The sequence below is a fragment of the Pseudomonas sp. G.S.17 genome (assembly GCF_038096165.1).
Lineage (GTDB): Bacteria > Pseudomonadota > Gammaproteobacteria > Pseudomonadales > Pseudomonadaceae > Aquipseudomonas.
In genome coordinates, this window is sequence record NZ_CP151076.1 from 3822006 (window position 1) to 3845730 (window position 23725).

The following is a 23725-nucleotide window of genomic DNA, read 5'->3' on the forward strand; positions in this document are numbered from 1 at the left end:
GCCTGCAAGCGCTTGCCTGCCACCTCAGGCCCACCAAGCTCCAAAGCTCACTTGCGCACGTTCTGATACAGCATCAGCCGAGAGGTTTCGTGCATGCCGCGCGTCAGCTCGGACAGGCGCTTGAACTCCCTCGGGTTTTGCGCGGAGACGTCATCCAGCGGCGTCGGTGACGCCAGATCGTGCAGCGTTGGCGAACTGCCGTCATGCTGCATTTGCACCATGTAGTGTTGCGTGACCCCGGCGATCAGCGGGAAGGTACCTTCGCGCAAGACCAGCGGCACCACACGTTCACCTTCCGGCGCGGGCTGCTGAATGTCGCGGCCAAGCCCGCTGTTGCGGAACTCAAGGCCAGCCATGCCCGCAACCGTAGGCAGCAAGTCCACCAGACCGACCGTTTCCTTGACATTGCGCACCCCAAGCAAAGCGGGCGCATGGATGACCATCGGCACCGCGTTGCTTTCCAGGCCCAGTTGCTCGTAAGCCGGCGCCAGGAACGGGATTTGGGCGATACGCGTGTTGTGGTCGCCAAACAAAACGAAGATGGTGTTCTCGTAGTAGCCGCCCTTTTTGACGATCTCCGTCAAGCGCCCGATGTTGAAATCCAGCAGGCGCACAGCGTTGTACTGCTCGACACGAGAGCCCGCCGCCTGCATCTCAGCCAGGGTCGGATGCTTGACCTCAAACCCGTCGTTGGTTTTGGGAATCGTGAACGGACGGTGGCACATAAGCAAAGAACGGCTTGTCCTTGGGCAGCGCTTGCAGAATCTGGTCGGTTTCCTTGAACAGGTCCAGATCTGAAATACCCCAGACATCCACCACCGGGGATTTCCAGTCGCGCTCCTCAAACAGACGCACACCATCGATGCTTTGCCGGATCAGGGCATTCATATTCGCCCAGCCGGAATTGCCGCCAATGGTGTAGATCTTCTCGTAGCCGCTGAACGCATTGATCAGCGTGTGCTGGCGGGTAATGAGCGGGTTGCGCGTGGCCGTCTCCTGGCGGGTGACGTCCGGCACACCGAAAATGCTCGCCCAGACGACTTTCGCGGTGCCTGTCACTGGCACGTAAAAGTGTTCGAAGAACCAGCTTTGGCTGGCGAGGCGGTCAATGTTCGGCGTCGGGTTGATCGGATTGCCGTAAGCGCCGACCGCACTCGTGCCCAGGGACTCAAGCATGACAAACATCACACTCGGTGGCCGGCCGCCCGCTACTTTGTAGGGCTGCGGCGCCTGATGCCGTACGAAGTCGAGCGTCTGCACATCCGGCTTGTCGACGCCCAGATAGTTGGCCATCCCCGGGTAATGTTCGCGCACCTGCGCTTCGTCGTAACGAGCCTGGCCGACCTTGACCGTGTCGTAGAGGAAAATCACCGGATTCAGACCCAGCGCTGCAATCTGGTTGTTCCCAGAGAAAAACGCATCGCTCCAGCGCAGCGGCACCGGATTTTCAAGGTTCATGTTTTCGACGCGGCCCAGAATACCCACCAGTACCAGGACCACCATCAACGCACCACCCCAGTCCGGTTTCATTAGACCACTACAACTTACACATAAATGTGGGAGTTTTTTTTCAGACATGAAAAAGCCCAACCTTTTCAGATTGGGCTAAGTCATTGAAAGATATGGTCGGGACGGAGTGATTCGAACACTCGACCCCTTGCACCCCATGCAAGTGCGCTACCGGGCTGCGCTACGCCCCGACTAGGCGTGTATCAGCTTCGCTGTGTGCGAAAACTTCGAGGAATATACCCTAAGCTTTTGAATTATGGAAGTATCCGGGAAATGGCTAGTTAGCCAGCACCACCAGAACATCTTCCAGTTCGACAATCATCTGCCGCAACAATTGCTTGTACTGCTGGGTGTCGTCTTCAGTGTCACCGTTGGTCATCCGCAAGCGAGCGCCACCGATGGTAAAGCCTTGCTCATAGAGCAAACCGCGAATCTGCCGGATCATCAGCACGTCTTCGCGTTGATAATACCTGCGGTTTCCGCGGCGCTTGACCGGGTTTAGCTGAGGAAACTCCTGCTCCCAATAGCGCAAAACGTGCGGTTTTACCGCGCAGAGCTCGCTGACCTCACCAATAGTGAAGTAACGTTTGCCTGGAATGGGCGGTAGCTCGTCGTTATGACTTGGTTCCAGCATAAGCCTCAACTCGGGCCTTCAACTTCTGCCCCGGACGGAAAGTAACCACACGGCGAGCCGTAATCGGAATTTCTTCCCCGGTCTTTGGATTTCGACCAGGCCGCTGGCGTTTATCGCGCAGGTCGAAATTGCCGAATCCGGACAATTTCACCTGCTCGTTATCTTCCAGAGCGTGCCTGATTTCCTCAAAGAACAGCTCAACCAATTCCTTGGCTTCTCGTTTATTCAGGCCCAGCTCTTCGTACAGACGTTCGGCCATCTCAGCTTTCGTCAGAGCCCCCATACGCTACTTCCTTAACGTGGCGTTTAACCGTTCCTCGAGAGAGGTGAGGATTTTGTGCGTCGCCGCATTTACCTCATCGTCATTAAGAGTGCGCGATGGATGCTGCCAGGTCAAGCCGACTGCAAGGCTTTTTCTATGCGGATCAATGCCTTTACCTTGGTAAACGTCAAATAACCTGAGGTCTGTGAGCCATTCGCCTGCATTTTCACGAATAACCTCCAGAACTGCGCTGGCTGCAACGCCTTCGTCTGCCAGCAATGCCAGGTCACGACGCACTTCAGGAAAGCGCGATAACTCCTGGAATTTAGGCATTTTTCCGAGTGCCACTTCAGCCAGAACCAGCTCGAAAACAAAGACCGGACGATCAAGGCCGAGGGTTTTCGACAATTCAGGATGGATGGCGCCGACATAGCCCACTTCACGACCATCACGCTCGATGCGCGCAGTCTGCCCAGGGTGCAACGCTGGGTGTTTACCCGGCACGAAGGTGAACGAATCCAATGCACCGGCAAAACCGAGCACCGCTTCAACGTCTGCCTTGACGTCGAAGAAGTCGACCACGTCGCGACCCTGCGCCCAGCCTTCCGGCAGACGGCTGCCGCAGACCACACCGGCGAGCATCGGCTCTTGTTTCAGACCTTGCAGCTGACCGACAAAACGCAGACCGCTTTCGAACAAACGAACCCGATCCTGTTGGCGATTGAGGTTATGTTGCAAGGACTTGACCAGACCCGGCCACAGCGAAGCACGCATCGCCGCCATGTCGTTGGAGATCGGATTGGCCAGCAACAGTGGCTCGACGCCTGGGCTGAACAGCTCGAATTGTTTCGGATCGATGAAGCTGTAAGTGATTGCTTCCTGATAACCACGAGCCACCAGCAGGCGACGCAGTTCAGGCAGATTGCTGCGGGCTTCGGCCTTGGCTTGCGGCGCCAGACGCGCTTGCGGGTAGCGAACCGGCAGGCGGTTGTAGCCGTAAAGACGCGCCAGCTCTTCGATCAGGTCGACTTCAAGCGAGATATCGAAGCGATGGCTTGGTACTTCGACCTGCCATTGCCCACCGACTTCTGATGAAATTTCCAGGCCCAATCCTGTCAGCAGGCGCTCGACTTCTGCCGAGTCCATTGGCATGCCAAGCATTTGTTCAATACGGTCGGCACGCAATGTTACCGGGGCAATCGATGGCAGGTCTTTCTCGCTGACCGCTTCGATTACCGGCCCGGCTTCACCGCCGGTGATTTCCAGCAGCAGGCCGGTTGCGCGTTCCATGGCCTTGCGCGCCAACTGCCAGTCCACGCCACGCTCGTAGCGGTGCGAAGCATCAGTGTGCAGGCCATAGGAGCGGGCTTTGCCAGCGACTGCGATCTGATCGAAAAATGCGCTTTCAAGGAAGATGTCGCGAGTCTTGGCGGAAACACCGCTGTGCTCGCCACCCATCACGCCAGCAATGGCCAATGCACGCTGATGGTCAGCGATGACCAGGGTGTCGGCACGCAGGCTGACTTCCTGGCCATCCAGCAGAACGAGCTTCTCGCCCTCTTCCGCCATGCGCACGCGAATGCCGCCGTTTATTTCAGCCAGGTCGAACGCGTGCAGCGGTTGACCCAGTTCGAGCATGACGTAGTTGGTAATATCGACGGCCGCGTCGATGCTGCGCACGTCTGAACGACGCAAGCGCTCAACCATCCACAACGGAGTCGGACGTGACAGATCGACGTTACGAATCACCCGGCCCAGGTAACGCGGGCAAGCGGTCGGTGCCAGCACTTCTACCGGGCGCACTTCATCATGAGCCACAGCAACAGCAACAACCTGCGGCACGGTGACTTCGGCGGCGTATAGCGCACCGACTTCACGAGCCAGACCGGCCACGGACAGGCAATCGCCACGGTTGGGGGTCAGGTCGACTTCGATACTGGCATCGTCCAGTTCGAGGTAGACACGGAAATCCTCACCAACCGGCGCGTCAGCAGGCAACTCCATCAGGCCATCATTGCCCTCGCCCACTTGCAACTCGGACTGGGAGCACAACATGCCGTTGGACTCAACGCCACGCAGCTTGGCTTTCTTGATCTTGAAGTCGCCGGGCAATTCGGCGCCGATCATGGCGAACGGAATCTTCAGGCCCGGACGCACGTTGGGCGCGCCGCAGACCACCTGAAAGGTTTCCGAACCATTGCTGACCTGGCAAACACGCAGTTTGTCAGCATCGGGGTGTTGTTCGGTGCTCAGCACCTCGCCGACGATCACGCCGCTGAATTCACCAGCAGCCTGAGTGACGCTATCGACTTCGAGGCCAGCCATCGACAGACGAGCAACCAGCTCGTCGCGGGAAACTTGCGGGCTTACCCAGCCGCGCAACCATTGTTCACTGAATTTCATCCTGCTCTCCTAAAGATTCGTTACGACTAGCGAAATTGCGCAAGGAACCGCAAGTCGTTATCGAAGAACAGACGCAAGTCGTTCACGCCGTAACGCAGCATGGCCAGACGCTCAACGCCCATGCCGAAGGCAAAGCCCGAGAACTCTTCCGGGTCAATGCCGGACATGCGCAGCACGTTCGGATGAACCATGCCGCAGCCCATGACTTCCAGCCAGCCAGTCTGTTTGCAGACACGGCAGCCTTTACCGCTGCACATCACGCATTCCATATCGACTTCAGCGGATGGCTCGGTGAACGGGAAGTACGAAGGGCGGAAACGCACCGCCAGCTCTTTTTCGAAGAACACGCGCAGGAACTCTTCGATGGTGCCTTTGAGGTCAGCGAAGTTGATGTCGCGATCGACCAACAGGCCTTCGACCTGATGGAACATCGGCGAATGGGTAATATCAGAGTCGCTACGGTACACACGGCCAGGGCAGACGATGCGGATCGGCGGCTTCTGCGCTTCCATGGTGCGGACCTGAACCGGCGAGGTATGGGTGCGCAACAGCATGTTTGCGTTGAAATAGAAGGTGTCGTGCATCGAACGGGCCGGGTGATGGCCTGGGATGTTGAGCGCTTCGAAGTTGTGATAATCGTCTTCCACCTCAGGGCCTTCGGCGATGCCATAGCCAATGTGGGTGAAGAATTGTTCGATGCGTTCCAGAGTACGGGTAACGGGATGCAGACCACCGGAGGTCTGTCCGCGGCCAGGCAGGGTCACGTCAATGGACTCGGCGGCGAGTCTGGCAGCAAGATCCGCCTCCTCGAACGACGCCTTGCGGGCATTGAGAACCTCTGTGACACGCTCCTTGGCAACGTTGATCAACGCACCGACTTGCGGACGCTCTTCTGCCGGCAAACTTCCCAGGGTCTTCATCACCTGAGTCAATTCACCTTTTTTGCCAAGGTAGTGGACCCGGATTTGCTCCAGGGCATTGATATCTTCGGCGCTATGCACAGCCTCAAGTGCTTGAGAGACCAGCGCGTCCAGGTTTTCCATGTACAGACTCCAGATACGAAATAGGGGAAGAGCTTAAAAGGCTCTTCCCCTATTTATGACGTTTAACACCGAACCCCAGAAGCTGGGGCCCGGTGATTGTCGGGGACTTAGGCCAAGGTGGCTTTAGCTTTCTCGACAATCGCAGCAAACGCCGCTTTTTCGTTCACTGCCAGATCAGCCAGAACCTTACGGTCGATCTCGATGGACGCTTTTTTCAGGCCGGCAATGAAACGGCTGTAGGACAGACCGTTGATACGTGCACCAGCGTTGATACGAGCGATCCACAGAGCGCGGAACTGACGTTTTTTCTGACGACGGTCACGGTAGGCGTATTGGCCTGCCTTGATTACCGCTTGCTTGGCAACACGGAATACGCGTGAACGCGCGCCGTAGTAGCCTTTAGCAAGTTTCAGAATTTTTTTGTGACGCTTACGGGCAATGACGCCACGCTTTACACGAGCCATGAGTTACTTCCTCTATTCTTGATCAAAAAATCAGCAAAGGCGCAGCATGCGCTTGACTTTTGCAACGTCAGACGGATGCAGCAAGCTGCTACCGCGCAGTTGACGCTTACGCTTAGTCGACATTTTGGTCAGAATGTGGCTCTTGAAAGCGTGTTTGTGCTTGATGCCGTTAGCAGTTTTCAAAAACCGCTTAGCTGCACCACTTTTAGTCTTCATCTTTGGCATGTTCGGATACTCCGCATTCAGTTGATAAACATAACCGCAAGGCCTGCCGTGCCCTGGTGGTTATTTCTTCTTTTTCGGGGCGATGACCATAATAAGCTGGCGTCCTTCCATCTTAGGATGCTGCTCCACGGCGCCGTATTCGAGAAGGTCAGCTTCAACCCGCTTCAACAGCTCCATGCCCAGCTCCTGGTGGGCCATCTCACGGCCGCGGAATCGCAAGGATACCTTGGCCCTGTCCCCATCACTCAGGAAACGTACCAGGTTGCGCAGTTTTACCTGGTAATCCCCTTCCTCCGTCCCTGGACGAAACTTGATTTCTTTAACCTGGATCTGCTTCTGGTTTTTCTTGGCAGCGGCAACCTGTTTCTTCTTCTCGAAGATCGATTTGCCGTAGTCCATCAGCTTGCAGACAGGTGGTACTGCATCGGCGGAAATTTCCACCAGATCCAGTTTGGCCTCTTCAGCCTTAAGAAGCGCGTCTTCAATTGACACAATCCCAAGCTGTTCACCCTCAGCCCCAATTAAACGAACCTCACGTGCCGAGATATTCTCGTTGATCGGGGCCTTCGGTGCAGCTCGTTTATCTTGTCTCATTTCACGCTTAATAGTAATTACTCCGAATCATGGCGACCACGCCGGGAAACCGCTTGTGCGAGGAACTCAGCGAATTGGGCGACCGGCATCGAGCCAAGGTCAGCACCTTCACGTGTACGCACAGCGACAGTTTGCATTTCGACTTCCCGATCTCCGATAACCAAAAGATAAGGAACCTTGAGCAAAGTATGCTCGCGGATTTTAAAGCCGATCTTTTCATTTCTCAAGTCGGACTTGGCACGAAACCCGCTTTCAGACAGAGTTTTTTCTACTTCAAGGGCAAAATCTGCCTGTTTGTCAGTGATATTCATGATCACTGCTTGAGTAGGAGCCAGCCAGGCTGGAAATGCACCTTCGTAATGCTCGATCAAAATCCCGATGAAACGCTCGAAGGATCCGAGAATTGCACGGTGCAACATGACCGGATGCTTGCGATCGTTGTTTTCCGAGACGTACTCGGCACCCAACCGGATAGGCAGGTTGAAATCGAGCTGCAATGTACCGCATTGCCACACACGACCGAGACAATCTTTCAACGAAAATTCGATTTTCGGACCGTAGAACGCGCCTTCACCCGGTTGCAGGTCGTAAGGCAGGCCCGCACTGTCCAGTGCTGCGGCCAATGCGCTCTCGGCGCGATCCCACAAATCGTCGGAACCGACACGCTTTTCAGGGCGAGTCGAGAGCTTGAGCTCGATGTCCTTGAAGCCGAAGTCCGCATACACGTCCAGGGTCAGCTTGATGAACGCTGCCGATTCTGCCTGCATCTGCTCTTCGGTACAGAAGATGTGGGCATCGTCCTGGGTGAAGGCGCGCACGCGCATGATGCCGTGCAGCGCGCCGGACGGCTCGTTACGGTGGCAGGCACCAAACTCGGCCAGACGCAGCGGCAACTCACGGTAGCTCTTCAGGCCCTGATTGAACACCTGCACGTGGCATGGGCAGTTCATCGGCTTAATGGCGTAGTCGCGGTTTTCGGACTCAGTGGTGAACATGTTCTCGGCGTAGTTGGCCCAGTGCCCGGATTTCTCCCACAGGGAGCGATCAACCACCTGCGGGGTCTTGATCTCCAGGTAGCCATTCTCGCGCTGCACTTTGCGCATGTACTGCTCGAGCACTTGATACAGAGTCCAGCCCTGAGGGTGCCAAAAGACCATGCCCGGCGCTTCTTCCTGGGTGTGAAACAGGCCCAGGCGTTTGCCGATCTTACGGTGATCGCGTTTTTCGGCTTCTTCGATCCGCTGGATATAAGCAGCCAGTTGTTTCTTGTCAGCCCACGCAGTGCCGTAGACACGTTGCAGTTGCTCGTTTTTCGCATCGCCGCGCCAGTAGGCGCCGGACAGCTTGGTCAGCTTGAACGATTTGAGGAAACGAGTATTCGGCACGTGCGGACCGCGGCACATGTCGACGTATTCTTCGTGGTAATACAGGCCCATGGTCTGTTGCTCGGGCATGTCTTCGACCAGTCGCAGCTTGTAGTCTTCGTGACGGGCGGTGAACACCTCGATCACTTCGGCACGCGGCGTGACCTTCTTGATGACGTCGTAGTCTTTTTCGATCAATTGCTGCATGCGCTGCTCGATCGCCGCCATGTCATCAGGCGTGAACGGGCGCTCATAGGCAATATCGTAATAGAAGCCGTCATCGATGACCGGGCCGATCACCATTCTGGCGGTCGGATACAGCTGCTTGACTGCGTGGCCGACAAGGTGAGCGCAGGAATGGCGGATGATCTCCAGGCCTTCCTGATCCTTGGGCGTGATGATTTGCAGCGTTGCGTCGTTTTCGATCAGATCACTGGCATCGACCAGCTGACCGTCAACCTTGCCGGCAATGGTGGCCTTGGCAAGACCTGCTCCAATTGACAGAGCAACCTCAGCTACGGAAACCGGGTGATCGAAAGAACGTTGACTGCCATCGGGAAGAGTAATGGTGGGCATGGCGCCTCCTCTCCTAGTGGTGACCCCTACCAAAGGTCACGTGGGTTGGGATGAGCCAGTAATTGATCCGGTGGTGTGCCTGCCTCACAGTGGCAGGAGCCGTTTCGGGCGACCTTGAACCGAACCAGATGACTGGATTGGACTTGAAAAATGAACCTGTTCAGGTCGGACAATCATTCAATTGTCACCGACCAGCGAATCTACAGGACGCGCATCCTAACACAGCTGGGCGAAATGACATGCACGGGCGCAGAAATGAATTCCATGGAGGCGCCTGCGTCAATGGATTTGCATCTCGCGCTGAACTGGCGCCCCTGATCGCCGTCAGATGATCGGAGAGCCCGCACGAGTCTCTATTGTCCCTATAAAGGAGAACGTCATGAAGCTGTTACGAATTCTGGCCCTGCTCGCCCCTGTTGCCCTGGCCTTTCCAATGAGTGCCCACGCGGCGATGGATAAGGAAACCCGAAGCACGTTCACCACCCAATGCGAAGCGACTGCCAGAGAGAAGCTGGATGCCAAGTCGGCCGCCACACATTGCAAATGCGGCGCCGACCAGGTCGACAAGAATTTCAATGACAAGCAGATCGCTCAACTCAAGGACACCACCAAGGCGCCGGATCCGGGATTGACTGCCAAGCTGCAGAGCGTCATCGCGAAAAACTGCGTTCAGACAAAAAAATAAAATTATTTTGTCGATGTGGCGAGTATGCAATGGCGCAGGGGTTCAACACCGGGCGAATCAGCTGAACCCCGCGTAGAACGTGGCGTGCATGGGTAGCCAGAGAGCAATCCAGGCACCTTGCAAGCCTCGTTTTCAGGACGCTACAAACGCCTAATGCCGTTCATATTTGCGACTAGTACTCAATCTTCTTACCGAAATGACTCCATATTCCCACAATTGGACTATGATAGCCCGGTGTGCCCAGTTGGCCTGAGCAGCACGTACTACTGAAAAATTATGTTCTTGGAGATACACCATGTCTAATCGCCAAACCGGCACCGTCAAATGGTTCAACGATGAAAAAGGCTTCGGCTTTATCACTCCACAGGGTGGCGGTGACGACCTGTTCGTACACTTCAAAGCTATCGAAAGCGACGGTTTCAAAAGCCTGAAAGAAGGCCAGACCGTTTCGTTCGTGGCAGAGAAAGGCCAAAAGGGCATGCAAGCAGCTCAGGTTCGCGCGGAGTAATCCACGCGATCAAAAAAACCCGTCTCGTTAGACGGGTTTTTTTATGGGCGCAATTCCTGCGAAATCAGCCGCAGTTGACCCGAGCGACCTTGCCGCCCGCTTCGGTGTTGAGATTGACGCGGTCAGAGCGGTATTCCAGGGTGACCATGTCGTTAGGGCCAATGAACCGCGCGTCTTGCGCACCGGCCTTGCTCTTGGCTTGAGCCAACAACGCGGCAGAGGCCTGCTGGCCAATGGCGAACTGGGCAGCGGCGGCATCACAGCGAGTACCAGCCGCTGCGGCAACCGGCGCGGATGGACTTGATTCGGACGAGTTTGATTCAGGATTGCTGCTGCAACCTGCCAGCAACGATGCAGCGACAACCAAACCCAGTGATGCGGACTTCCACGGCATACAGCCTCCTTTGACAATAAACGTAACCAGAACCCTTGCGACAGCATGGCTACACGATGGTTGCATTATGCAGGTCAAGCGATTCGCAGGTTCCAGGACTTCAAAGAGGCGAAGTGTGCCCGAGGGTTTTCAAACAGGCGCAGGCAAATCGTCACTAAATATTAGTAGACGTCTACGTAATCCAGGCGCGGATCGGCCCAGTTATCCTTCAGGGCGGTGTAGATCTGCATGACCCACACGGCATCACTGGCCGCGACAGGCCCGACACAGCCTGAGCCTGCAGACCAGGTTTCCAGGCGAAATAACAATGCTTCGATATTTGCGCCGCCTACCGAATCGGTGGAAAGCCAGGCCATGCCGTTTTTGCTGACGCGCAACTGGTTGTGCACATTGTCATCGCCTGAAGCGATCATCTGACGTACCGCATCAAGGGTGAGGCTGGCGGGATCGTTGAGGTTGATTTGCACGGTATATGTCCTTGTAAATTTGCCGGGAGTTTGCCACGGACCCGACCTCATGCCTAAGTAGCAGTGCCAAAAAACGCCGAAAATGTTTAACTGCGCGCACGGTTGTCCGTCCCACAAGCAAGTGACGGCGCTCCGGCTCTGAATTTCAAAGAAGACGAGACAGTAATGGCAGTCGTTTCCATCGATGCGGATATCAAGGCCAAATGGCCGCAAGGACAATGTTCACACAGCCCGGGCAGCCCGGAAGAACTGGCGATCATTGCCATTGATTTGCTGGTCAAGGAACTGGGCACCGAGGGCGCCCAGGCTTTCATAGGTCAGGTGCTGGGCCGCTACCCGGTTCAGCCATAACCTGCCAACAAGCGTTCTGGTCATACAGCGCTTATTTCAATCGGGCAAGCCGGCTGGTCAGCAGATCGAAAAAACCCTGCGCATCGCCGTTTTCGATCCAGAACACATTCTTGTCATGTCCGAGAGTGTCATACCAGTCGGCCACCGTCTGACCAAAACCGATGCCTTCACGGCTGTCGACCGCAACGTTGATCTGTTTGCCGGTGAACAGCTCCGGCTTGAGCAACCATGCGATCACACTGGCATCATGCACCGGCCCGCCCGGCAAACCGTAATGGATCATGTCCGCCTTGACGTACTCATTGAGAATGTCGCCCACCAGTTTCCCGGCCTGATTATTCAAGGCAGCGATCTGCGCCAGACGCGGTTCGCTGGTGAGAATCCTGTGGGTGACGTCCAGCGGTAGATAGGTCAGCTTTACGCCACTGGCGAGCACGACCTGCGCCGCATGCGGATCGGCGAACAGATTGAATTCCGCGACCGGTGTGATGTTACCGCCGTTGAAATGCGCCCCGCCCATGACCACGACTTCCTTGATGCCCTGAGTAATTTCAGGCGACTGAACCAGCGCCAGGGCCAGATTGGTCTGCGGACCGAGCATCGCCACGGTAATGCTGTGGGGTTTGGCCTTGGTCAAGGTCTCGATCAGGTACTCGACGGCGTTGCCCTGAGCCAGGCCTTGCTTGGGCTCATGCACCGCGACGCCGGGCAAGCCTTCCTGCCCGTGGATGTTCTCGGCGTAGATCGGCGTGCGCACCATAGGTTTGGAGGCCCCGGCATACACCGGCACCTCTTCACGCCCTGCCCACTCCCGAGCCAGCCGGGCGTTGCGTGAGGTCTTGTCGATGCGAACGTTGCCCGCCACCGTGGTTATCGCCAGCACGTTCAATTCTTCGGGAGATGCCAACGCCAGCAGTAACGCCACAACATCATCGGCGCCAGGATCGGTGTCGATGATCAGATTACGTTTTTCGGCTGCATGAACGGCGGTTGCGCTAAGAAAAGACACAAGCAATAGACTCCGAACCAGCTGTTTGATGAGATACAGATACTGCATGAGAAACTCCCTGTTTCCGGTTTAGTGTTTTCCAAAAAAAGCCGCCGGTCAAAAGACCACGCCGGCGACCAAAGCGATATTGCTGTATGGCTGACATTCTCCCGTGCGCACGATGGCCCGGGCAGTACGACTCAATTCCTTCAGCGCCTCATGACTCATCAGGCGCTGCTCGCCCAGCTCCCCATCCAGGCTCAAGCCTTCAATCACACTCAGCGCCGGAGGTTGCACGCGGAGCATTTCTTCAGCCAGCACATGGCTTTCAACCTGCATTTCCGAGAGCACGGTATCGAGCACGCTGACGAAGTCAGGCACGCCCCGGGTCAGGGCCAGGTCAATCAGCTCCACACCTGCGGGAACCGGCATGCCGGCGTCGACAATCATCAGGATGTCGCCGTGCCCCAGGGAAGCGATGGCCCGGGACAATGCGATATTGAGTAAAGGTGTCTTTTTCATGCGGGCTTGAACCCCTGAACTTCGCGGGATGTTGGAATCGATGGCTGCGCCCCGGCGCGGGTTACGGAAAGCGCGGCCGCGGTCTGGCCAAATCGTATGGCGTCGTCCTCATTGCTGCCCTGTGCCAACGCAGCGGCGAAACCGCCCACGAAGGTATCGCCGGCAGCGGTGGTGTCCACGGCAACGACTGCAGGTGCCGGATAATGCCGAACACCTTGGGCACTGGCGAACAGCGAGCCCTGCTCACCCAGGGTAATGATGACCTTGGCCGCACCCGCCGCGAGCAACGCCTTGGCAGCCGTTTCTGCGGAACTCAGGGAATCCACGGTTATGCCGGTGAGGATCGCCGCCTCGCTTTCGTTGGGAATCAGGTAATCAATCAGTGGAAACCATTGCGGCGGTAGCGGCGCCGCAGCCGGTGCAGGATTGAGGATGACCGTCTTGCCCAGCTCCCGGGCGCGCATCAGCGTATGGCAGACGGTTTCCATGGGCACTTCGAGTTGGCAGACGACCACATCAGCATCTGCCAATAACGCATCGAAGCGCGTCACGACCTTGGGCGTCAACAGCCCATTGCCGCCTGCCACGATGATGATTGCGTTCTGGCTGCTGGCGTCGACCACGATCGCGGCGATTCCTGTCGACACGTCAGCTATCGTTGTCACCGCCTGGCAATCAATCTGCTCTGCAAGCAGCGCCGCACGCAGTTGCTCACCGTAGGCATCGTCGCCCACGCAACCGATCATTGCGACGCGGGCGCCGAGACGGGCTGCGGCCACCGCCTGGTTGGCGCCCTTGCCGCCCGGCACTGTTGCGAACGACTCACCCGCCAGGGTTTCACCGGCCTTGGGCAAACGGCGAGCGCGGGTCACCAGATCCATGTTCAAGCTGCCCACTACCACTACTTTTCCTGACATGACGTCTGCACTCTTTTCCCGGTCATTACGCCGAATCAGCGTAATTCATTGAATACGTTGGTGGGTGGCGCGGTGGATTCACGCACCACAATGCTCGGCGCCACGATCACCTGCTGCACGTCTCCGCCGCAAGGTTCGGTGATGCGCCGCAACAACAATTGCGCCGCAGTCTCGCCCAGTTGCCGGATCGACTGCCCCACGGTGGTCAGCGCCGGGTACACGAACTGGCTCATCTGGATATCATCGAAGCCCACCACGGACAGATCCCGTGGTACGCGAATATTGCGCTCGGCGGCAGCGCGCAGCACGCCGATACCAATCATGTCGTTACCGGCAAAGATGGCGCTGGGTGGATCGCGTTCCAGCAAAGTCACGGCAGCCTGATAACCCCCAGGGCTGGTGTAGTCGCTTTCCACCACCCAATGCCCGGCTGTTTCGATCCCGGCTTCCTGCATCGCGCGCTGATAACCGGCCAGTCGCAGCTGAGCCACGCTGGTTTGTGCCGGCCCTCGGATACAGGCGATATGCCGGTGACCAAGGTCGAGCAAATGCCGCGTTGCCAGGTAGCCGCCCAGCTCATGATCGATACGCACCAGGTCAGCGGCGACGCCGTCCAGCTCGCGGTCGACAATCACCAGTGGCGTACGCACACCGGCGAGGCCGCCCGCCAGCCAGGTGTCGCCGCCCACTGAGGAGACGATCAAGCCATCGACACGCTTCTCCAGCAGGACCCGAAGGTAACCCCGCTGTTTTTCCGGGTTGTCGTCGGAGTTGCACAGGATCACGCAGAAACCATTGCGCTCGCAGTAATCCTCAATGCCCCGGGCCAGTTCGGCGAAGTACGGATTGATACCGTTGGGAATCAACAAGCCGATGGTGGACGTGGTTTTTGCCTTGAGCGAGCGGGCGACGGCGCTGGGCACGTAATCCAGCTGCGCAATCGCCGCCTCCACCTTGATCCGCACCTGCTCGCTGACCGGTCGGGTTTTGTTCAGCACATGGGAAACCGTGGTGTAGGAAATCCCTGCCAGCGCCGCTACATCCTTGATGGTTGCCATGTCAGATCTGCCGCCGGGCGCGGTTGCTGCGATAAGTGTCCAGCACCACCGCGACTACGATTACCGCGCCGGTAATGATGCGTTTGGTAGGTTCAGTCGCGCCGATCTGAGCCAGGCCGGCAGCCAGCACCGAAATAATCAACACCCCGAAGAACGTACTGATCACCGAACCGCGACCACCCATGAGGCTGGTACCGCCGATCACCACCGCAGCGATGACTTGCAGCTCCAGGCCGGAACCTGCGTTGGGATCAGCCGCTTCAAGCCGGGAGATCTGGAACAACGCTGCGACCCCGGCCAACAGACCCATCAGGGAAAACACCAGAATCTTGTACGGCTTGGGATTGATCCCCGCCAGACGCACCGCCTCTTCATTGGTGCCGATGCCGATCAGATAACGGCCAAACACGGTACGCGTCAGTACGGCCTGAGCGACGAAGATCACCAACAGGGCAATGATGAACGATGGCGAAATGCCAAACGCAATGGGGTTGGACAGCCACGCGTACGAATCGCCAATGTAGGCCGTGCGCGAATTGGTCATCTGATACGCAACGCCCCGGGCCATCTCCAGCACGCCCAGCGATACGATAAAGGAAGGGATGCGCCAAGCGACCGTGATCGAGCCGGTGATCGTCCCCGCCAGCGTTGCGCAAGCCATGCCGAGCAAGGCCGCTGGAAACACACTCCAGCCCCAGCCCAATATCGCCACGCTGACCGCCGATGCAGCCAGTGCCAACACCGAACCCACCGACAAGTCGATGCCGCCGATGATCAACACAAATGTCATGCCGACCGCCAGCACCATCAGGTCCGGAATCTGGTTGGCCAGCGTGCTGAAGGTCTCATAGGACAGAAAGTGATCGCTAAGCAAGGAAAACAAGACAATCATCGCCAGCAAAGCGCCAGCCAGGCCCAGGTAGGTGCCCAGGCCGAAAAAGTTACCGCTGCGCTTGCCCGGCGACGGCAAGGCCTGGGAAGTGGTGGAGGTTTTCATGAGTCGTTCCTGGGCGCGGCTTCGGTGAGCAGCGCATCACGTTTCTGGTAACCGGCAAAGGCGGCGGCAAGCAGTTCATCCTGGGTCCAGGAATCGCGCTCGAAGGTGTCGATCAAACGTCCGGCAGACAGCACGCCGATGCGATCACAGATCAGCATCAGCTCGCGCAAATCGCTGGACACCACCACCAGCGCCCTGCCCTGTCGGGTCAATTCGCCCAGCAGTGCGTAGATATCGAATTTGGCACCGACATCAATGCCCCGGGTCGGCTCGTCAAACAGCATGACGCTGCAATCGCGCTCCAGCCAACGGCCGATAACCACCTTTTGCTGGTTGCCGCCAGACAGCTGCGAAACCAACTGAGTCGGGCTTGAACTGCGGATTCGCATGGCGTCGATCTGGCGTTGGGCCAGGGCCATTTCGTCACGTCCGTTGACCAGCCCGCCGTGTGAGATGGCGTCCATGTTGCCCAGCGCAATGTTGGCGCTAATGGATTGCGAAAGCAGCAGTCCTTCGCCTTTGCGGTCTTCGGTAATCAGCGCGATGCCTTGCCGGACCGCATCGACCGGGGAGCGAATGGTAACGGCCCGTGGCGGACTGCCCAGCTCAATGCTGCCGCTGTCAGCCGGATCGGCGCCGTAGATCAGGCGCAACAACTCGGTACGACCGGCGCCAATCAGCCCGGAGATACCAAAAATTTCGCCGCTGCGCACCTGGAACGAAACGTCCCGCACCTTGCCGGCACGGCTCAGGCCATTGACCGTCAACGCGACTTCGCCAATCTTTCGTGGCCCCAGATCAATCTGTTCGCCCAGCTCGCGACCCACCATCAAGGTCACCAGCTGTTCGCTGCTGTAACTCGATATCGGCTCGACACAGACCAGCTTGCCGTCACGCAAAACCGCGATGCGTTGCGCGACTCTGGCCAGCTCTTCCAGACGATGGGAGATGTAGATGATCGACACGCCCCGCGCCTGCAAGCGAGTGATCTGCTCGAACAACATCTCGACTTCGCGGGCAGTGAGCATCGCTGTCGGCTCATCGAGGATCAGCACATGGCAGTCGCCAATCAGGTTGCGCGCGATCTCCACCATTTGCTGATGGCCGATGCCCAGCTCACTGACCAGCGTATCCGGATCAATGGCTTCGAGACCCACCTGAGCCATGGCCTTGAGTGCGTCTTCGCGCAGGCGCTTGCGATTGATCCAGCCCGCGCGGCGCGGCAGATTATCCAGAAACAGATTCTCTGCCACCGACAGGGTCGGCAGCAGATTCAGTTCCTGCATCACCATGCGGATGCCAAGTTTTTCAGCCTGGGTACGACTTTGCGGCTGATAGGCCTGGCCCTGAAACTGCATCGTCCCGGTAGTGGCAGCCTCCAGGCCGCCGATGATTTTCGACAGCGTGCTTTTACCCGCGCCATTTTCACCGGTCAGGGCCAGCACTTCGCCGCGCATCAGCGTCAGATCAATGTCGCCCAGCACAGGCTGAGCGTAGGTTTTTCCGATGCCTGTAACGGATAGAACAGCGGCTTGAGGGGATGCCGACATAAAGCTCTCCATGCACCTGCCCTGGTCGGGCAGATGCAGTTGTTCGGCAAGGATTACGGCTTGGTGACCAGTTCAACCGGCGTCTCGATCACGCCATTGGCGCTGTCGACTTTCTCACCCTTGATCATCTTCAAAGCCGTCTGGATGCCGAAGATAGCCTGTTTGGCGGCAAACTGATCGGCAGTCGCCAGTACGCGACCATCCTTGAGCATGGGCTTGATGGCGTTGATATTGTCATAGCCCACCACCTGGACCTTGCCTGCCTTGCCAGCGGCACGAACCGCTGCAACAACGCCCAGCGCCATGCTGTCGTTACCTGCCAGCAACGCTTTCAAATTCGGGTATTCAGTGAGCATCGCTGCGGCGATCTTGTTGCCCCCGCCGATTTCCCAGTTGCCGGACTGCGTGGAAACCACCTTCATCTGCGCAGCTTCCATCGCATCCTTGAAGCCTGCTGTGCGCTGCTGGGCGTTAGTGGTGGTCGACACACCTTCGATAATGCCGACCTCATCGCCAGCGGTCAGCTGTTTGGCCAGGTACTCGCCCACCAGACGTGAGCCCTTGCGGTTGTCTGGACCGACAAACGGCACCGTGATGCCTTTGCTTTTCAGCACGTCCGGGTCGAGCTGGTTATCGATGTTGACGACCGTGATCCCGGCGTCCTGCGCCTTCTTGATCACCGCGACCAGCGCTTTGGAATCGGCCGGAGCAATGACCAGCGCATTGACCTTGGAACTGATCATCTGCTCGACAATACGGATCTGACTGGCAGTGTCCGACTCATCCTTGATGCCGTTGGAAATCAGGTCGAAATCACCGGAGTGCTCTTTCTGATAAGCCTTGGCGCCATCTTCCATGGTCAGGAAGAATTCGTTGGCGAGGGATTTCATTACCAGCGCGACTTTTGGTTTATCAGCGGCCTGGGCAATTTGAGCAGTGAGGGGCATGACAGCGGTGACGGCGGTCAGCATTGCAACAGCGAGGAGACGTCCAGCAAAGGGCAGCTTCATGGGTTCACTCCGATCTTATGATTATTGTGTCGGGCAAGGTTACGAAGTAATGGGTGCATCACTGCGCAAACGTTTGCGAGAAACGAACTATGAGAACCGGCCTAAATTTTGTCAACCCTGAAAACGGCCGCTCATACCGCAGCGGCCGGGGAATGCAGAAGAACGGTGCAGCGGTTTTATGCGGTAGTGCTGATGCCGCCAGACTTGGACATTTCCTTTACCAGCTGAGCAGAAACCTGCTGGATAGCACCGGTGATGGAAGATACCTGGCTCTGAAAGCCCATCACGACGGTGGTCTTGGCTTCAGGTGTCGGATAGCTGGCGTTCTCGGCGGCCTGCATTTGCTGCTGGACTTTCTCCAGTTGCTGCTGCAACTCAGCCAGACGCTTGAGCAGATTGGCGGTCGCTACGCTGACGCCCCCCGAGCCGCTGCTGCCGGAGGCACCAATTTCGTTCATGTCGACGTTGACATCGCCCTTTTCATCGCCCTCTTTATCATCGGCAGCAGCTTGAGTAGCCGTCTGCGCGATGAGGGTTTGGGAGGCTGTAGTGGCTGCCGCGGCGGTCTGACCATTGATCAACAGAGAAGACGCTGGAAATCCGATCGAGAGTGACATGTTGATTCCTGGTGGGTGAGTACTGCCAGCTACATCGGCCGCAACTTCAAAGTCTTTACCCCACCAGGACTCGATAGAACCAATCGCGTGTCGGGTCCTGATTCAACCCGTCACGCGCGACTCCTCAATCCTCCGGCTTGACCGTGGCGACTTCATCGGCGCGCACCTTGATCATCTTTCCAGAGATGTCCTCGAACTCATAAAAACCATCCTTGGTCTTGGTCTTCGGCGCGTCCTTGGTGATGTATTGAGTGCCATTCTGCAACGTGACGACTGTCGGCGAAGAACAACCGGTCAGCACGAAGCAGCCGGCTATTACCGCAGGCAAAACCCAATGTCTGATATTCATGTTCCCTCCTTGATTCGTTTGCGACCAGGCGAGGCAAACCTGCCTGCTGAACTAATCAGATTAATCCAACGGGCATTGGTTCGAATCTGCGGGTAATCCATGGGAAATATCGCCAGGTCAGCACCATCACCCGCTTGATCCTACAAGAGAGTTGCGAAACAGCGCGCACTGAAATACTGTATGCACGTACAGCAAATCAGGAATTCTATTGTGGCAAAACAATCTTCAGCAACTCCGGCGACTCCCAGCTCCTACGAACGCCTTGGTGTTCGGGTGCAGAAAATAATCAATTCGCCTACCGCCCAAAAAGCCAAGGCCGCCCTGGTGTTTCGTCTGCCGGATGAAGTCGAGGACGAGTGGAATCAGATGCTCGAAGAAATCGCCGAGAACGACAACGTGACCTTCGCCTGGCGGGACGACGGCGGCGTGCAGATATTCTGGACCGTGCCGAAGGAAGACTGACGGCATGAGGGTTCGACTGTTTACTCTGCTGTGTACCACCCTGCTTCTCACTGCTCCCGTCAACACTTACGCCGATGCGCCCCACACGTTCAGCCAGGCCAAGAAGATCGCCTGGGGGCTTTATGCGCCCCAGTCGACCGAGTTCTATTGCGGCTGCAAATACAGCGGCAACACAGTGGATATTGCCGGCTGCGGTTACGTCCCGCGCAAGAACGCCACGCGCGCCAAGCGCATCGAGTGGGAACACATTGTCCCGGCGTGGCAGATCGGGCACTTGCGTCAATGCTGGCAAAATGGCGGACGCAAGAACTGCACGAAAAACGATGATATCTACCAGCAAGCCGAAGCCGACCTGCACAATCTGGTGCCCAGCATCGGCGAGGTAAACGGTGACCGGAATAACTTCAGCTTCGGCTGGTTGCCGGTCAAAACCGGGCAGTACGGCTCCTGCCTGACGCAAGTGGATTTCAAGGCGAAGAAAGTCATGCCACGCCCGTCGATACGCGGAATGATCGCCCGGACTTACTTCTACATGAGCAAGCAGTACAACCTGCGCCTCTCGCGTCAGGACCAGCAGCTTTATCAGGCCTGGAACAAGACCTACCCGGTCGAGGGCTGGGAGCAGCAGCGCAACCAGCGCGTCGCCTGCGTCATGGGCCACGGCAATGAGTTCGTCGGCGCCGTGGATCTCAAGCGCTGCGGCTGAACCTTGCATGAACCTGCGCTGAAAAACACAAAAGGGCCCGACGCTGTGCAGCGTCGGGCCCTCTTGCTTGTGCAGGAACGCCGGTCAGGCGTTGTCTGCGGCATCCTCTTCCGACTGGATACGCGACGCCCGTTGGATCATTAACTGGGACGCATAGTCAGCGGCCAATTGCGCCGCATCGGCGGGCTCGATAGCACCACGAGTGATCAGCCCGGTCAGCGCCGAAGCGGCAAACATATCCCAGATATCCTGTTCATCATCCAGCAATGACATGTGTAGGCCCTCGTTTGATTTTGAAGCGGCACTGTATCACTCGAGGCCACGCAGATCTTCGGCCAACCCAAACGGATAGACGCTGAAACGCTTAAGTTAATTTCTTCCATCCAAGCGTATCGAAGGCAAAACTGGCCTGTGGCCGCTGATCGGAGCAAGGCTCAAATCAATACAAATCAGTGTAATTTTTCCTCCTGGGATTTTAAAAACGAACTACGTTTGGAGACCTGACCCGCAGTACGATTCATGGCCGCTTGGAGTTTTTTGCACGCCTGTATCGATCTTGAAATGAAATGGTCACATCCAGAGGGCAATGGCAGCTCACTGTGGCAAGTACAACGGAAGTACCCATTTTTTTAAGATTATGTAGCCCTTACCTCCACAGGCGGAAACGTTGATGACTGACCAAACGGATTTCGAGATTCATTACCAGTTTCGCGGCGAGCCGCGCCACTTCAACCATCAGGCATGGCATTTGTGCGAGAGCGATGCCTTGCATTTCGCAACCCTGCACGCCGGCGTCTGGAGCGTCAGCGAGAACATCGCCGCAGGCCCGATCAGGCTCGCCATTCTTCAGGCCGAAGGCGTGGGTGTGACGGCCGTTCACTGGAAAAAAACGTTCCCGGGCACGCAGATCTAAACAAAATGGAATCGCTACTGTCCCAATACCAAGCAGCGCTCATTAACCAGCAACGCGAGGTAAGCATGACAATCGACAAAGCTCTGGAAAAAGAAGTACTGACCCGCCTCCTCCACGCTCATCCAAATGGCTTGGGCAAGGAAATCCTGGACAACTACAGGGGGGAGCACGCAGTTGCCGATACCCTTGAGTATCTCCAGCAAAACGGTTTGATTCATGACGGCAGCGTGGATGCCGCAGGCAAATCCGGACGCAACCTCAATTACCCGATCAAGCTCAGCTCTTCAGGTGTGAACACCGCGAAAAGTCTCGAAGCCTGACCCAGCTTGTTAAAAGACCCGACCTGTTGCCAGGCCGGGTCTTTTTGTCTGCGGGCTTAAATGGCGGGATATTCGCCGGTGCCATCAGGCCATGGGGTCAGTAATTCAAACCCGGTGTCAGTCACAGCAACCATGTGCTCCCACTGCGCGGAGAGCGATAGATCCCGGGTCAGCACGGTCCAGCCATCAGCAAGCACCTTGGTGCCCGGTTTGCCGGCATTGATCATCGGCTCGATGGTGAAGACCATGCCCGGCTTGAGCTTCATGCCTTTGCCCTGCGCACCGTAATGGAGGACCTGCGGGTCTTCGTGGTAGTTACGGCCGATGCCGTGACCGCAATACTCCCGGACGACACTGAAGCCTTCACGGTGCGCGACCGTTTGAATGGCATTGCCAATGTCGCCCAGGGTGGCACCTGGGCGGACAGCATGAATACCCGCCCGCGTCGCTTCGTAGGTGGTTTGCACCAGTCGCTTTGCCAGGGGGCTGACTTCGCCCACGAAATACATCCGGCTGGTATCGCCGAACCATCCGTCCTTGATGACCGCAACATCGATATTAATGATGTCGCCGTCCTTGAGGATATCCGACGCTGACGGGATCCCATGGCAGACCACTGCGTTGGGCGAAATGCAGGTTGTCTTGGTGAAACCGTGATAACCGACATTGGCCGGGATCACCTTCAGCTCTTTGACAATGTACTCATTGCAGATGTCATCCAGTGCCTCGGTGCTGACACCCGCCTTGACGTAAGGACCGATCATCGCAAGCACATCGGCAGCGAGCCTTCCGGCGATACGCAGTTGAACCAGGTCTTCTTCGGTCTTGATGCTGACTGCGCCACTCATCGCGAGGCCACCTTTGCGTGCTCGGTAATATCGGAAATATCGCAGGTTTGCGCGCTGAGCACAGTGCCGCCTGCGTGCTCGGCACGAATGAGCATCTGGCAGATCTGGCTGTAATCCAGAGTTGGGTGCAATTCGGCCAGCATACCGATGCGCATCCAGTGTTCGGCCTGGGCGTTGATGGAACGACTCAGTGCGGCGCTGGCCAACCGGATATTGGCATGCATCTGCTCGGAAATTTTGACGAGACCCATGATTCACCTCAAATGTAATATACGAATCATATATGTTTCGTATATCCAAAGGCAACACGTGGGCGGCTGCTGCGGGGGTTACTCAACGACGGGCAGGCATTCAGAGAGGGACTGCGCCAATTGACCAATGGCGTCCTGATCGACGAGGGTCAGGTTGCGGTAATGAACGATGACCTCGCGTTCGGCATCATTCAGTGCTTCAGCGCTCAACGGCGTACGTTGGCCGGAAAGCAGGTAGAGGATGTCCACACCCTTGACACCCAGCGCGGCAAGGTAGTCCGAACGCGGCGTTCGCTCGCCACTTTCATACTTCCCTTGAGCGTTTGCCTCTACGCCACCGATGGCTGCAAACTGCTGCTGCGAAAGCCCCAGAGACTTCCGCTCTTCTTTCAATCGTGCGCCGAGGTTATTCATTAGGGTTTACCTGAAGCTAAATGTCATCCATTACCATACTCTCCATTTGCGTGGGTCGTTGCCTTAATAGAGGGTTAAGTCCCACTATCTCGGTCTAGCACGAGGGGAATACGGTGTTTGACGATATAACGCTACAGACCTGATCGACGTATTCTCAGGACGGCGTACAATGCGCAACTTGTCGCAAAAGTACAGAAGTAGTCGGAGACTCTAATAGTGGTGACCTTCCTGCTGGGCTGGTGTGTGTTCTCTATTCTTGGCACCTTGCTGGCGCTTCAGCTGATCCGCAGTGGCAAAAGAAGCCACCGGGAACGCCGAGGCGAC

The 23725-nt window shown here is 57.0% G+C and carries 30 protein-coding genes, 1 tRNA gene and 1 pseudogene; 7 read left to right on the top strand and 25 right to left on the bottom strand.

The window, feature by feature from the left end; all coding sequences use genetic code 11:
* Window positions 1-47: 47 nt before the first annotated feature.
* The 10 genes and pseudogenes from AABC73_RS18030 to thrS all read right to left on the bottom strand — a co-directional run.
* Window positions 48-1485: pseudogene (locus AABC73_RS18030) on the bottom strand (LTA synthase family protein); the annotation flags it as partial.
* A 138-nt stretch (window positions 1486-1623) separates the two neighbouring features.
* A tRNA-Pro gene (locus AABC73_RS18035) sits at window positions 1624-1700 on the bottom strand.
* 86 nt (window positions 1701-1786) lie between these two features.
* Entirely contained in the window at window positions 1787-2143 is a 357-nt protein-coding gene (locus AABC73_RS18040) for a MerR family transcriptional regulator (RefSeq protein WP_341520349.1), read from the bottom strand.
* A complete protein-coding gene (gene ihfA, locus AABC73_RS18045; RefSeq protein ID WP_002553164.1) occupies window positions 2124-2426 on the bottom strand; it encodes an integration host factor subunit alpha in 303 nt (100 codons plus the stop codon). The genes AABC73_RS18040 and ihfA overlap by 20 nt, the downstream gene beginning before the upstream one ends.
* A gap of 3 nt (window positions 2427-2429) precedes the next feature.
* Complete coding sequence (gene pheT / locus AABC73_RS18050) at window positions 2430-4808, bottom strand: phenylalanine--tRNA ligase subunit beta (RefSeq protein ID WP_341520350.1); 2379 nt, start codon at window positions 4806-4808, stop codon at window positions 2430-2432.
* 26 nt (window positions 4809-4834) lie between these two features.
* On the bottom strand, window positions 4835-5851 hold the full coding sequence (gene pheS / locus AABC73_RS18055; protein ID WP_020290099.1) for a phenylalanine--tRNA ligase subunit alpha: 1017 nt from the start codon (window positions 5849-5851) through the stop codon (window positions 4835-4837).
* Between the two features lie 107 nt (window positions 5852-5958).
* Window positions 5959-6315 (bottom strand): 50S ribosomal protein L20, encoded by a 357-nt coding sequence (gene rplT, locus AABC73_RS18060; protein ID WP_007905879.1) that lies wholly within the window; start codon window positions 6313-6315, stop codon window positions 5959-5961.
* Window positions 6316-6345: 30 nt separating this feature from the next.
* Window positions 6346-6540 (bottom strand): 50S ribosomal protein L35, encoded by a 195-nt coding sequence (gene rpmI, locus AABC73_RS18065; protein WP_003442181.1) that lies wholly within the window; start codon window positions 6538-6540, stop codon window positions 6346-6348.
* Between the two features lie 60 nt (window positions 6541-6600).
* A complete protein-coding gene (infC, locus tag AABC73_RS18070; RefSeq protein ID WP_170826312.1) occupies window positions 6601-7152 on the bottom strand; it encodes a translation initiation factor IF-3 in 552 nt (183 codons plus the stop codon).
* On the bottom strand, window positions 7152-9074 hold the full coding sequence (thrS, locus tag AABC73_RS18075) for a threonine--tRNA ligase (protein ID WP_341520351.1): 1923 nt from the start codon (window positions 9072-9074) through the stop codon (window positions 7152-7154). Before thrS ends, infC begins: the two co-directional genes overlap by 1 nt.
* A 379-nt stretch (window positions 9075-9453) precedes the next feature.
* On the opposite strand from thrS, the gene AABC73_RS18080 reads away from it, so the two are divergent.
* Together AABC73_RS18080 and AABC73_RS18085 are read left to right on the top strand one after the other, a co-directional pair.
* The gene (locus AABC73_RS18080) at window positions 9454-9759 is read left to right on the top strand and encodes a hypothetical protein (protein ID WP_341520352.1); all 306 of its coding nucleotides are present in this window, start codon (window positions 9454-9456) and stop codon (window positions 9757-9759) included.
* A 295-nt stretch (window positions 9760-10054) separates the two neighbouring features.
* Window positions 10055-10267 (top strand): cold-shock protein, encoded by a 213-nt coding sequence (locus tag AABC73_RS18085; RefSeq protein WP_007905882.1) that lies wholly within the window; start codon window positions 10055-10057, stop codon window positions 10265-10267.
* Window positions 10268-10331: 64 nt separating this feature from the next.
* On the opposite strand, the gene AABC73_RS18090 is transcribed toward AABC73_RS18085, so the two are convergent.
* Window positions 10332-10661 (bottom strand): I78 family peptidase inhibitor, encoded by a 330-nt coding sequence (locus AABC73_RS18090; RefSeq protein ID WP_065833005.1) that lies wholly within the window; start codon window positions 10659-10661, stop codon window positions 10332-10334.
* Window positions 10662-10822: 161 nt separating this feature from the next.
* Window positions 10823-11128, bottom strand: a complete 306-nt coding sequence (locus tag AABC73_RS18095) for a hypothetical protein (protein ID WP_341520353.1) — start codon at window positions 11126-11128, stop codon at window positions 10823-10825.
* Between the two features lie 165 nt (window positions 11129-11293).
* Here AABC73_RS18095 and AABC73_RS18100 point away from each other — a divergent pair, with 165 nt between their 5' ends.
* Window positions 11294-11479, top strand: coding sequence for a hypothetical protein (locus tag AABC73_RS18100; protein ID WP_065833003.1), 186 nt, complete (start codon window positions 11294-11296; stop codon window positions 11477-11479).
* Window positions 11480-11510: 31 nt separating this feature from the next.
* Here AABC73_RS18100 and AABC73_RS18105 read toward each other — a convergent pair whose 3' ends face one another.
* The 9 genes from AABC73_RS18105 to AABC73_RS18145 all read right to left on the bottom strand — a co-directional run bounded on the left by AABC73_RS18105 (window position 11511) and on the right by AABC73_RS18145 (window position 19487).
* Window positions 11511-12536, bottom strand: a complete 1026-nt coding sequence (locus AABC73_RS18105; protein WP_341520354.1) for a nucleoside hydrolase — start codon at window positions 12534-12536, stop codon at window positions 11511-11513.
* Between the two features lie 48 nt (window positions 12537-12584).
* Window positions 12585-12989, bottom strand: a complete 405-nt coding sequence (gene rbsD, locus AABC73_RS18110) for a D-ribose pyranase (protein ID WP_341520355.1) — start codon at window positions 12987-12989, stop codon at window positions 12585-12587.
* Complete coding sequence (gene rbsK / locus AABC73_RS18115) at window positions 12986-13906, bottom strand: ribokinase (RefSeq protein ID WP_341520356.1); 921 nt, start codon at window positions 13904-13906, stop codon at window positions 12986-12988. The genes rbsD and rbsK overlap by 4 nt, the downstream gene beginning before the upstream one ends.
* Window positions 13907-13941: 35 nt before the next feature.
* Window positions 13942-14964, bottom strand: a complete 1023-nt coding sequence (locus tag AABC73_RS18120; protein WP_341520357.1) for a LacI family DNA-binding transcriptional regulator — start codon at window positions 14962-14964, stop codon at window positions 13942-13944.
* Window position 14965: 1 nt separating this feature from the next.
* The gene (locus tag AABC73_RS18125) at window positions 14966-15961 is read right to left on the bottom strand and encodes an ABC transporter permease (protein WP_341520358.1); all 996 of its coding nucleotides are present in this window, start codon (window positions 15959-15961) and stop codon (window positions 14966-14968) included.
* Window positions 15958-17511 carry a sugar ABC transporter ATP-binding protein gene (locus AABC73_RS18130; RefSeq protein ID WP_341520359.1) on the bottom strand — a complete coding sequence of 518 codons (1554 nt, stop codon included), beginning with the start codon at window positions 17509-17511 and terminating at the stop codon, window positions 15958-15960. Before AABC73_RS18130 ends, AABC73_RS18125 begins: the two co-directional genes overlap by 4 nt.
* 53 nt (window positions 17512-17564) lie before the next feature.
* Entirely contained in the window at window positions 17565-18521 is a 957-nt protein-coding gene (locus AABC73_RS18135; RefSeq protein ID WP_341520360.1) for a sugar ABC transporter substrate-binding protein, read from the bottom strand.
* 176 nt (window positions 18522-18697) lie between these two features.
* Window positions 18698-19138: a hypothetical protein gene (locus AABC73_RS18140; RefSeq protein ID WP_341520361.1), complete on the bottom strand. Its 441-nt coding sequence runs from the start codon at window positions 19136-19138 to the stop codon at window positions 18698-18700.
* Window positions 19139-19262: 124 nt separating this feature from the next.
* Window positions 19263-19487, bottom strand: coding sequence for a YgdI/YgdR family lipoprotein (locus AABC73_RS18145; protein WP_341520362.1), 225 nt, complete (start codon window positions 19485-19487; stop codon window positions 19263-19265).
* 210 nt (window positions 19488-19697) lie between these two features.
* Here AABC73_RS18145 and AABC73_RS18150 point away from each other — a divergent pair, with 210 nt between their 5' ends.
* Together AABC73_RS18150 and AABC73_RS18155 are read left to right on the top strand one after the other, a co-directional pair.
* On the top strand, window positions 19698-19949 hold the full coding sequence (locus AABC73_RS18150; RefSeq protein ID WP_341520363.1) for a DUF1654 domain-containing protein: 252 nt from the start codon (window positions 19698-19700) through the stop codon (window positions 19947-19949).
* Window positions 19950-19953: 4 nt separating this feature from the next.
* Window positions 19954-20655: an endonuclease I family protein gene (locus tag AABC73_RS18155; protein WP_341520364.1), complete on the top strand. Its 702-nt coding sequence runs from the start codon at window positions 19954-19956 to the stop codon at window positions 20653-20655.
* An 84-nt stretch (window positions 20656-20739) separates the two neighbouring features.
* Here AABC73_RS18155 and AABC73_RS18160 read toward each other — a convergent pair whose 3' ends face one another.
* Window positions 20740-20928: a hypothetical protein gene (locus tag AABC73_RS18160; RefSeq protein WP_065832991.1), complete on the bottom strand. Its 189-nt coding sequence runs from the start codon at window positions 20926-20928 to the stop codon at window positions 20740-20742.
* 397 nt (window positions 20929-21325) lie between these two features.
* Here AABC73_RS18160 and AABC73_RS18165 point away from each other — a divergent pair, with 397 nt between their 5' ends.
* Entirely contained in the window at window positions 21326-21568 is a 243-nt protein-coding gene (locus AABC73_RS18165) for a DUF6555 family protein (RefSeq protein WP_341520365.1), read from the top strand.
* 65 nt (window positions 21569-21633) lie between these two features.
* Complete coding sequence (locus tag AABC73_RS18170) at window positions 21634-21888, top strand: hypothetical protein (RefSeq protein WP_341520366.1); 255 nt, start codon at window positions 21634-21636, stop codon at window positions 21886-21888.
* A gap of 56 nt (window positions 21889-21944) precedes the next feature.
* Here the strand turns inward: AABC73_RS18170 and map are convergent, their stop codons facing one another.
* The 3 genes from map to AABC73_RS18185 all read right to left on the bottom strand — a co-directional run bounded on the left by map (window position 21945) and on the right by AABC73_RS18185 (window position 23401).
* Window positions 21945-22736, bottom strand: coding sequence for a type I methionyl aminopeptidase (gene map / locus AABC73_RS18175; RefSeq protein WP_341520367.1), 792 nt, complete (start codon window positions 22734-22736; stop codon window positions 21945-21947).
* A complete protein-coding gene (locus AABC73_RS18180) occupies window positions 22733-22987 on the bottom strand; it encodes a ParD-like family protein (protein ID WP_341520368.1) in 255 nt (84 codons plus the stop codon). Before AABC73_RS18180 ends, map begins: the two co-directional genes overlap by 4 nt.
* Window positions 22988-23065: 78 nt before the next feature.
* Window positions 23066-23401: a helix-turn-helix transcriptional regulator gene (locus AABC73_RS18185; RefSeq protein WP_341520369.1), complete on the bottom strand. Its 336-nt coding sequence runs from the start codon at window positions 23399-23401 to the stop codon at window positions 23066-23068.
* Window positions 23402-23725 lie beyond the last annotated feature (324 nt).

Coding starts and splice junctions, on each gene's coding strand:
- AABC73_RS18040 (WP_341520349.1), bottom strand. CDS start 2,143: ATGCTGGAACCAAGTCATAACGACGAGCTACCGCCCATTCCAGGCAAA.
- ihfA (WP_002553164.1), bottom strand. CDS start 2,426: ATGGGGGCTCTGACGAAAGCTGAGATGGCCGAACGTCTGTACGAAGAG.
- pheT (WP_341520350.1), bottom strand. CDS start 4,808: ATGAAATTCAGTGAACAATGGTTGCGCGGCTGGGTAAGCCCGCAAGTT.
- pheS (WP_020290099.1), bottom strand. CDS start 5,851: ATGGAAAACCTGGACGCGCTGGTCTCTCAAGCACTTGAGGCTGTGCAT.
- rplT (WP_007905879.1), bottom strand. CDS start 6,315: ATGGCTCGTGTAAAGCGTGGCGTCATTGCCCGTAAGCGTCACAAAAAA.
- rpmI (WP_003442181.1), bottom strand. CDS start 6,540: ATGCCAAAGATGAAGACTAAAAGTGGTGCAGCTAAGCGGTTTTTGAAA.
- thrS (WP_341520351.1), bottom strand. CDS start 9,074: ATGCCCACCATTACTCTTCCCGATGGCAGTCAACGTTCTTTCGATCAC.
- AABC73_RS18080 (WP_341520352.1), top strand. CDS start 9,454: ATGAAGCTGTTACGAATTCTGGCCCTGCTCGCCCCTGTTGCCCTGGCC.
- AABC73_RS18085 (WP_007905882.1), top strand. CDS start 10,055: ATGTCTAATCGCCAAACCGGCACCGTCAAATGGTTCAACGATGAAAAA.
- AABC73_RS18090 (WP_065833005.1), bottom strand. CDS start 10,661: ATGCCGTGGAAGTCCGCATCACTGGGTTTGGTTGTCGCTGCATCGTTG.
- AABC73_RS18100 (WP_065833003.1), top strand. CDS start 11,294: ATGGCAGTCGTTTCCATCGATGCGGATATCAAGGCCAAATGGCCGCAA.
- AABC73_RS18105 (WP_341520354.1), bottom strand. CDS start 12,536: ATGCAGTATCTGTATCTCATCAAACAGCTGGTTCGGAGTCTATTGCTT.
- rbsD (WP_341520355.1), bottom strand. CDS start 12,989: ATGAAAAAGACACCTTTACTCAATATCGCATTGTCCCGGGCCATCGCT.
- rbsK (WP_341520356.1), bottom strand. CDS start 13,906: ATGTCAGGAAAAGTAGTGGTAGTGGGCAGCTTGAACATGGATCTGGTG.
- AABC73_RS18120 (WP_341520357.1), bottom strand. CDS start 14,964: ATGGCAACCATCAAGGATGTAGCGGCGCTGGCAGGGATTTCCTACACC.
- AABC73_RS18125 (WP_341520358.1), bottom strand. CDS start 15,961: ATGAAAACCTCCACCACTTCCCAGGCCTTGCCGTCGCCGGGCAAGCGC.
- AABC73_RS18130 (WP_341520359.1), bottom strand. CDS start 17,511: ATGTCGGCATCCCCTCAAGCCGCTGTTCTATCCGTTACAGGCATCGGA.
- AABC73_RS18135 (WP_341520360.1), bottom strand. CDS start 18,521: ATGAAGCTGCCCTTTGCTGGACGTCTCCTCGCTGTTGCAATGCTGACC.
- AABC73_RS18140 (WP_341520361.1), bottom strand. CDS start 19,138: ATGTCACTCTCGATCGGATTTCCAGCGTCTTCTCTGTTGATCAATGGT.
- AABC73_RS18145 (WP_341520362.1), bottom strand. CDS start 19,487: ATGAATATCAGACATTGGGTTTTGCCTGCGGTAATAGCCGGCTGCTTC.
- AABC73_RS18155 (WP_341520364.1), top strand. CDS start 19,954: ATGAGGGTTCGACTGTTTACTCTGCTGTGTACCACCCTGCTTCTCACT.
- AABC73_RS18160 (WP_065832991.1), bottom strand. CDS start 20,928: ATGTCATTGCTGGATGATGAACAGGATATCTGGGATATGTTTGCCGCT.
- AABC73_RS18165 (WP_341520365.1), top strand. CDS start 21,326: ATGACTGACCAAACGGATTTCGAGATTCATTACCAGTTTCGCGGCGAG.
- AABC73_RS18170 (WP_341520366.1), top strand. CDS start 21,634: ATGACAATCGACAAAGCTCTGGAAAAAGAAGTACTGACCCGCCTCCTC.
- map (WP_341520367.1), bottom strand. CDS start 22,736: ATGAGTGGCGCAGTCAGCATCAAGACCGAAGAAGACCTGGTTCAACTG.
- AABC73_RS18180 (WP_341520368.1), bottom strand. CDS start 22,987: ATGGGTCTCGTCAAAATTTCCGAGCAGATGCATGCCAATATCCGGTTG.
- AABC73_RS18185 (WP_341520369.1), bottom strand. CDS start 23,401: ATGAATAACCTCGGCGCACGATTGAAAGAAGAGCGGAAGTCTCTGGGG.